Source organism: Frigidibacter albus, from assembly GCF_009908165.1.
Classification (GTDB): Bacteria; Pseudomonadota; Alphaproteobacteria; order Rhodobacterales; family Rhodobacteraceae; genus Frigidibacter; species Frigidibacter albus.
Genome location: NZ_JAAAUC010000032.1, coordinates 1 through 3,926, shown reverse-complemented (window position 1 = coordinate 3,926; position 3,926 = coordinate 1). Strand labels below are relative to the sequence as shown.

Genomic DNA, 3,926 nt, shown 5'->3' with positions numbered 1-3,926 from the left:
CCGGCCTCATGCTCCTGCAAAATGCCGATGATCTGCTCTTCGGTTCGTATCGTTCGCTTCATCGTCCGTCCTCTCCATGGAGCGGACTCTAATCGCAGTTGGAGGAAAAATCCCGTGGCAGGTCAGACCCGTTGCAAACCCGAAAGACCTTGGCAACTCGATTCGAAGATCATCTGAGCGAGCTTCGCTCGTCAAAGATTGCACGCGGCCAAGCGGGGGTGGATTTGATCAATGATCACCCTGAACATGACGACCAGAGCAAGGGCTCGTTCGAGCCTCCGATCTCCGATGCCGACTTTGCGCGGATCCTACGCCGAGCTCAGCGTATCATTGATCTGCGCAAGGCTGCGTCCCGCCTGGACCATCTTCCCACTCAGGACCGCGAACGCCTGGAGGCGTTCCGCAACGGGACCCGCCTCGTCATGATCGCGACAGAAGCCCGCGCCGATGAGCTTGCCGCGGAGCTGCACAAGGGCATGCCGTGGATGGCGCCCGCGACAGAGATCGTTTGGCACGCGATGCGCCAATCCGTTCGAGAGGGCTGGCAGGGAATGCGATTGCCGCCGCTTCTGCTCGATGGCCCACCCGGCATCGGCAAGAGCTATTGGGCGCGGCGTCTGGGCGATCTGCTCACTGTCCCGGTGACCGTCATCGAGGCGACGGGCGAGAATGCCACCTTCGGCGTGGTTGGCACCCAGCGTGGCTGGGGGAACGCGTCGGCAGGCCGTTTGCTGAACACAGTGCTGGAGACCAGAATTGCCAATCCGATCATGATCGTCGACGAAGTCGAAAAGGCAGGGGAGGCAACCTCGAATAAGGGAGCCACGTTCGGTCTAGCCCAAGGCTTGCTGCCTCTGCTTGAGCCATTGACCGCTCGGCGATGGAGTTGCCCATTCTACCAGGTTCGGTTCGACATGAGCTGGGTGTCCTGGGTGCTGACGTCAAACAACTACAAGCTGCTACCGGAACCGCTGCTCAGCAGATGTCCGCCAATGCGGCTCAGGAATTTGACACCCGCAGAACTGGACGAATTCGTCAGACGTGACGGCGGAAAACGGAGCTTGTCGGACGCAAGCATTGATGCTGTCGCGATGGCGCTGCGGCATGCCCAGACCCAGGGGGTGCGGCCAGATCTCCGGCTTGTGTCGCGACTTCTGCAGCGCGCGGTCTTTCTGGAAAATGCTCCACCTTTGCAATGACGAGAGGGTGCGCAGGGCTGTGAGCGAATGCAGGTCCACGCGGGGCGCGAAGCCGGGCGGATGCGATCCACGGCCTCCCGCGAAGGTTGGCCTTGAAGGTTCTGCTACGGCGCCGCACCGCCGCCCAGGCAGTTCCCGCTCTTCGCGAGGCTTGGTCGCATCCGCATCCGGCCCATCGCAGCTGGCAGAAATCGGGGGAATGCCGCTCAGCGCCGCTCGCCAGATCCATCGCCGGCAGCATCGGCCTGAAACCTGATTACAAAATCGCTCCCGCGAACGGCAGCTTCATCGGGAACGCCGGCGCTGCTCCGCAGAGTTCGCCGCAGCAAGGATGAATGGCGGCTACGGGGGGAGCCGTCCCAGCGGCGCCGACTGGCGGCTCTTGGCGGGAGGCAGCGGGCAGCTCGCCAGATCTACCTGTGCCCGACCCAGCCACGATCGTCGGTGAAGGCGCGAGCGTCGGAGATTTGTGTGGGGCCGTAGCCGTCTGGCAAACTCTCCAGAGGCTCAAGCGGAGCGAGAGAGGCCGCGAAGAGGATATTGGTGCGGCCGCCCGCGGTCACGCGGCCCTGAACGGCCTCAATGTGGGGATAGAATTCCCGCAGGATCGCGTGGACGCCGCGCGCGAGGGGGCCGTCGGGGGTATCCAGAAGGTTCACATAGACCGGGCCATCGGCGATCTCCCGCAGGCGGGCGAAGGTCTCGCGCGTGACCAGATGCGCCGGGACCGAGCCGGAGGAGAACGCGTCCATCACGGCGGCGTCAAAGCGTTGATCCGTTTCGTTCAGGTAGACCCGCCCGTCGGCGTGAACGATGCCAAGCCGGCCGTCTGCGCCTTCGCCCTCGGAGGCGTCATAGCCGGCCCTCGCGATCATGTCCGCTGCGCCCGGCATATGCAGGCGCACCACCTTCGTCACCATGGGGTCGATCTCGACGGCCACGGCCTGTGCCTTCGGGCGCGAGGCGAGCAGCTCTGTCGGCAGCGTGTAACCGCCGCCACCGACGAACAGAACCGATGCTTCCGGCCCCAGATCGCGGTCCATGCGCGCCCAGAGCCACCCGGTGTAGCTCAGGACAAGCCCGGTGCCATCGTCCGCCTCTCCCGGCGTGACGCGTTCGGCGGCTTGCATTGTGCCGTCCGAGACAAGGCGGACTTCCGGCCCTTGGCGGACGACATGGAGGCAGGACAGACCGGATTCGTATTGGCAGGCAGGCGATCCGGCGAGGCCTGCGAAGGCGACAAAACCCGCCGCCGCGATGGTCACGGCGGGAGTCCCCGGCTGGCCGCCGCGCACGAAAGGCAGGCAGAGCAGCGCCACGGCCCCGCAGGCGGCGAAGGTCGCCGTCGAGCCGATTAGGGGCAAGGTCACGAACCCGGCGAGAATGGCCCCGAAGATCGCCCCGACCGACCCTGCAGCCAGCAGGAAGCCCAGCGACGATCCCTCCCGTCCCGGGCGGGCCTCCATCGCGAGTTTCGCAAGCAAGGGTGACGGCAGGGTCACACAGACAGACGCCGGAAAGAACACGAGAACTACGCTGAGGATCATGCCACCAGTGCCGCGTGCGCCCCAGGCATGAAGCAGACCGAGCAGCGTTGGCGACACGGCCATCAGCACCGCCGTCGCAACAAGCGCGCTGCGGATATCGCGGAATGCGACGGCGCGCGGCCGTTCCGCCACGACCCCGCCAAGGGCGCTGCCCAGGGAAAACCCGCCCAGAACCGTCGCGATCACGGTCGTCCAGGTCACCAGTGAGGTGCCGAAGAAGGGCGCGAGCACGCGGCCCGCGGCGATCTCGTAGGTCAGCCCAACGGCGGAGAGGACGAGGATGAGGGCGATGGTGACTGAAAAGCGAATGGTGGCCTCCTTGTCGTTGTCAGGAGCAGATGAGCGGTGCTGCTCTTCGCATGACCCGCTGGACTAGCAAGCTTATCCCGGAAGTCATGTCTTCCCGGGACCGAGGGGCCGATCGACTCTTTGCCAGCGAGAAGACAGGCGTAGCAAGCACATTTGCGAGCTCTCGTCATAAAGGTCTGGCCAGCAGGGGGCAGTTCAGGTGGAATAGAGAAAGCGGTGCTTCCGCCCGACAGCGCCAACGAAGTCCACGAACCATCACTTCCGCTGAGTGGGAACCGGGCACAGACGCTCGTCGCAGCGAGTGTCCAGGATCGCCTTTGCGGCCGAGCATGCTTGCAGACGCAGCAGGACCTGCCCTGATTGCTCACTTTACTTTGACCACTTCAAGTCTGCCCGGATGAAGGACGGAGCAGCGCCAGCATCCTTCCGACGCCGAAAACGAGCTGCGTTCGCGTGCGGGCCTAGGCCGAACTTTGGGGCCCAGTTCGCGACAGTGGGGGACTGGTGGGCATCAGATCTGGGAGGGAGAGGCGTTCTGTAACCAAATCGGTCGGTGGGGTTACTCGGCGCGTTACAAGCAAGCTTCTGTTATGAATGCATAAAATCCGTTTGTAACGGATGTAACGTTGTAACGGTGCAGGAGTATATATAGGGGGATGTATGTATGGGGAGAAACGGGATGTAGTGTCCCTTATTATATACATATCTATAAATACGTTACATCCGTTACAGATACATTTACTACGTAAGCGTCCGGTCCGACCGCTCTGCCGCGGGGTGAGAGAGGCGGATAGTGTCCACCATCGATAGTGGACACTATGGTGATGGCGTGGCGCGTCGGACGAAGCGTCTTTGGACGGATGAGGAGAAG

The 3,926-nt window shown here is 63.3% G+C and carries 2 protein-coding genes; one reads left to right on the top strand and one right to left on the bottom strand.

Going from position 1 to position 3,926, the window contains the following annotated elements; translation table 11 throughout:
- Positions 1-218 precede the first annotated feature (218 nt).
- Positions 219-1,199, top strand: a complete 981-nt coding sequence (locus GVY41_RS19965; protein ID WP_373283326.1) for an AAA family ATPase — start codon at positions 219-221, stop codon at positions 1,197-1,199.
- A gap of 413 nt (positions 1,200-1,612) precedes the next feature.
- Here GVY41_RS19965 and GVY41_RS19960 read toward each other — a convergent pair whose 3' ends face one another.
- Complete coding sequence (locus GVY41_RS19960) at positions 1,613-3,004, bottom strand: fused MFS/spermidine synthase (protein ID WP_170301250.1); 1,392 nt, start codon at positions 3,002-3,004, stop codon at positions 1,613-1,615.
- Positions 3,005-3,926: the final 922 nt, after the last annotated feature.